General features: G+C 46.9%; 3 protein-coding genes. All 3 read left to right on the top strand.

Annotation, left to right across the window (positions count from 1 at the left end; genetic code table 11):
- Positions 1-100: 100 nt before the first annotated feature.
- Positions 101-2,230, top strand: coding sequence for a bifunctional 23S rRNA (guanine(2069)-N(7))-methyltransferase RlmK/23S rRNA (guanine(2445)-N(2))-methyltransferase RlmL (gene rlmKL / locus CAG65_RS08945; protein WP_161453404.1), 2,130 nt, complete (start codon positions 101-103; stop codon positions 2,228-2,230).
- Position 2,231: 1 nt separating this feature from the next.
- Entirely contained in the window at positions 2,232-2,474 is a 243-nt protein-coding gene (locus CAG65_RS08940) for a glutaredoxin family protein (RefSeq protein ID WP_161448817.1), read from the top strand.
- Positions 2,452-4,327, top strand: a 1,876-nt coding sequence (locus CAG65_RS08935) for an ABC transporter ATP-binding protein (RefSeq protein WP_161453403.1), incomplete at its 3' end; no start/stop codon positions are given. The genes CAG65_RS08940 and CAG65_RS08935, both read left to right, overlap by 23 nt.

Below are 4,327 nucleotides of genomic sequence, written 5' to 3'. Positions count from 1 at the left end.
TCCGTTTGGTGTCTCCACCGGAGAAAAGTGGCGGATAGATTTTCTCAATGCAGGGATGTCGGCTATAATGACGGGTCATTTTTATTATCTAAAGAGCACTATGCATCAATATCTTGCGGTTACCTCAAACGGTCTTGAGAACCTGTTAGTTGACGAGCTTATTCAGTTAGGCATTAGCAATCCGAAACCTGTTCAGGCAGGGGTTAAGTTCAAAGCGACAAATGAACAGATCTATCGCTGCTGTTTGTGGAGTCGGTTGGCATCAAGATTTGTGCGTGTGCTGGCCGAGTTTACTTGTCAGGATGACATGGATCTTTACCTGTCAGCGTCTGCGGTCAACTGGGTGAATCATTTCCACAGTTCGAAGAAGTTTGTGGTGGATTTTAATGGTACAAACCGTGAGATTCGAAATAGCCAGTATGGCGCGATGAAAGTGAAAGACGCGGTGGTGGATTGTTTCAATAAGAAAGGTTTATCTCGTCCGTCGATCAGTAAGGATCATGCGGATCTTCGCCTTCATGTGCGCCTGCACAAAGACAAAGCTTTACTCGGTATCGATATGGTCGGTGGTGGTCTTCATCAGCGTGGATATCGGACTGAGTCAGGTCGTGCACCTCTACGAGAGACGCTTGCTGCAGCGATTGTGTTACGAAGCGGGTGGGACGCATCTAAATCCCTGTTAGACCCTATGTGTGGTTCAGGTACTTTGCTTATTGAAGCGGCTTTGATTGCGGCCAATATGGCGCCTGGCGTCATGCGCAAGAAATGGGGTTTTGAAGTGCTAGAAGACTTTGAACCGGATATCTGGGCAGAGATTAAATCCGAAGCGAATGTACAGGCAAGGCGTGGTGTCAAAAAAGTTGACGCTAAGTTTTATGGCTTTGACAACGACCCTCGGGTGTTGAAAACAGCGCGCGAAAATGCCAGACGTGCTGGTGTTGAAGAACTGATTCGCTTTGAACAGGGAGACGCGGCTCAGGTTCGTCGTCCAGAAGGCTTCGAAGAGGGGGTGATCATTTGTAACCCTCCCTATGGTGAACGTTTGGGCACTCATCCGGGATTAATTGCTCTGTACACCGCGTTTGGGGCGCAGCTTAAGTCTCAATTTGGCGGATGCCAGGCATCGATATTCTCCAGTTCAGATGAGTTGTTGAGCTGTTTGCGTATGCGCGCTGATAAACAATACAAATTGAATAATGGTGCGTTACCGTGTCACCAAAAGAACTATTCTATTTCAGCCCGGGTGAGCGAGAATGGCGGCGAGAGTACCAATCAAGAGTCGTTAATTGCGCCTGATTTTGCGAACCGTTTGAAAAAGAACCTGGGTAAAATCGGCAAGTGGGCGAGCAAAGAGAAATTGGACTGCTACCGAATTTATGACGCAGATTTACCAGAATATAACGTAGCGATTGACCTCTATCTGGATAATGTCGTGATTCAGGAATATGCGGCTCCAAAAAACATCCCAGAAGAAAAAGCGAAACGACGCCTGACGGACATTATCCGCGCAACCATTCAGGTGCTTGGGGTAGAAGCTAACAAAGTTGTTTTAAAGGTACGAGAAAAGCAAAAAGGCCGCTCTCAATATCAGAAGCTAGGTCAGGAATCGCAAATGATGGAAGTGCAGGAGTATGGTGTAAAGCTTCTGGTCAACTTACATGACTATTTGGATACCGGCCTGTTCCTTGACCATAAACTGACTCGTCGGAAACTGGGTCAGATGGCGCAAGGAGCTGACTTCCTTAATTTGTTCGCCTATACAGGGTCTGCAACGGTTCATGCTGCATGTGGCGGTGCGAAATCCACCACAACCGTTGATATGTCCAATACGTATTTGGACTGGGCAAAGGAAAACATGAAGCTGAATGGCCAAGTCGGACGTCAGCATCGTTTTGAACAGGCCGACTGTTTGCAATGGTTAGAAAAGGCATCGGAGCAGTTCGATCTGATTTTTATCGATCCACCGACGTTTTCTAACTCTAAGCGTATGGAGCAGACATTCGATGTTCAGCGCGACCACGTACAGTTAATGACAAATCTTAAGCGCTTGTTACGTGCTGGTGGCACCATCGTATTCTCCAATAACAAGCGTCACTTCAAGATGGACATGGACGCACTGACGGAACTGGGGCTGAAAGCACAGAATATTTCGTCTCAAACGTTGCCGCTGGATTTCAGTCGCAACAAACACATTCATAACTGCTGGCTGATTAGTCACAAGGAAGACTGATTTGATTACGTTGTACAGTACAGAAGGATGCCATCTCTGCGAGATGGCATTTGGATTGGTTAAACAATTGGATATGGCAGATGCAGTGCAGGTTATTGATATTGCACTGGATGATGCGTTGTTTTCACGTTACGGTGTCACCATCCCCGTGCTTAAGTACAATGATTCGGAACTCAATTGGCCTTTTGACCTGGAAGAATTAAAAGATTGGTTAGGAAATAATGGCATTACTTACCATCCATAACGGGGTACTCGCATTTGGCGATCACCCGTTATTAGATAATGCAGACTTTACGCTGCAAGAAAATGAACGTGTGTGTCTGGTTGGCCGAAATGGTGCAGGCAAGTCCACGTTAATGAAAGTGTTGGCCGGTGAAGTTCAGATGGACGACGGCAAGCTGCAAATCATGCAGGATGTCATTGTTTCTCGTCTGGAGCAGGATCCGCCTCGTAATCAGGACGGTAACGTTTTTGATTACGTCGCTGGTGGCCTGAAAGAAGTCGGGCATCAACTTAAGATCTATCAGGATCAATTAGATCTGGTGACCGAAGACCCTTCAGAAACCAATATTAACAAGTTATCGCGTATTCAGGAGCAGCTTGAACACTCTGGTGCCTGGCGTTTTGAAGATCGTATCAAAAATGTTCTGAGCGCATTGAAACTGGATGGTCATACCAAGTTGACCGACTTGTCGGGTGGATGGCAAAGGAAAGCCGCCTTGGCCCGGGCGTTGGTGAGCGACCCGGATGTCCTGTTGCTGGATGAGCCGACCAACCATCTGGATGTCACGACCATTGAATGGCTCGAGGGTTTTTTGAAGGACTTTCGTGGTTCTATTATCTTTATTTCTCATGATCGAGCCTTTATTAAATCGATGGCGACACGTATCGTTGACCTGGACCGAGGCCAATTGAGTTCTTTCCCGGGCAATTATGAGAATTACCTGGTAGAGAAAGAAGAGATGCTGCGTGTCGAAGAGATGCAAAACGCGGAATTTGATAAAAAACTCGCTCAGGAAGAAGTTTGGATTCGTCAGGGCATTAAAGCTCGTCGTACGCGTAATGAAGGCCGGGTAAGAGCACTGAAGAAACTGCGGGAAGAGCGTCAAAGTCGTCGTGATGTGCAAGGCAAAGCCAATATTCAGATCGATGATGCATCACGCTCTGGTAAGATCGTATTTGAAGCTGAGGATCTCAGCTACAGCATTGACGGTCAGAAGATCGTATCGAACTTCAGTTTTAATGTGATGCGTGGGGAGCGTATTGCACTGATTGGCCCGAATGGTTGTGGCAAAAGTACCCTGTTGAAAATTCTGCTGGGCGATCTTCAACCGGATTCCGGTCGATTGCATTGTGGCACCAAGCTGGAAGTGGCGTATTTTGATCAATACCGTGAGATACTCGATCCAGAAAAATCCGTCATCGATAACCTTGCTGATGGCAAGCAGGAAGTTATGGTTGCTGGACGTCAGCGTCATGCTTTGAGCTACCTCCAGGATTTTCTGTTCGCGCCTAAACGCGCAAGAACACCCGTAAAAGCGTTATCTGGTGGGGAAAAGAACCGCTTGCTTCTCGCACGTATTTTCCTTAAACCCAATAATTTGCTGGTGCTCGATGAACCAACCAACGATTTAGATATCGAAACGTTGGAACTTTTAGAAGATTTACTTGCCAATTATCAGGGCACGTTACTTTTAGTCAGCCACGATCGTCAATTTGTCGATAATACGGTCACGACAAGCTGGATTTTCGAAGGCGATGGTGAGATTGAAGAGTTTGTTGGTGGATATCATGACGCTCAACAGCAGCGTTTGCAGGTGCGTAAGGCTCGTTCGGCTGATAACGCACCCAAAACGCAGCAACGAGTTGAAGAAACTCCCAAAACAACGCAACAGAAGCCTAAGTCGAAAAAGTTATCGTATAAACTACAGCGCGAACTAGAGGCTTTGCCTGCGCGTTTGGAAGAATTAGAAACCGAGATAGAAACGCTACAAGAGCAGGTGAATTCGCCGGAGTTCTTTAGTCAGCCTGTCGATACCACCCAATCTATCTTGGATCAGCTCTCCGCTACGGAGCAGGAATTAGAAAGTGCATTTG

Origin of the sequence: Vibrio sp. V39_P1S14PM300 (genome assembly GCF_009904765.1) — a bacterium.
Classification (GTDB): Bacteria; Pseudomonadota; Gammaproteobacteria; order Enterobacterales; family Vibrionaceae; genus Vibrio; species Vibrio proteolyticus.
This window is presented reverse-complemented; position numbering and strand designations above follow the sequence as displayed.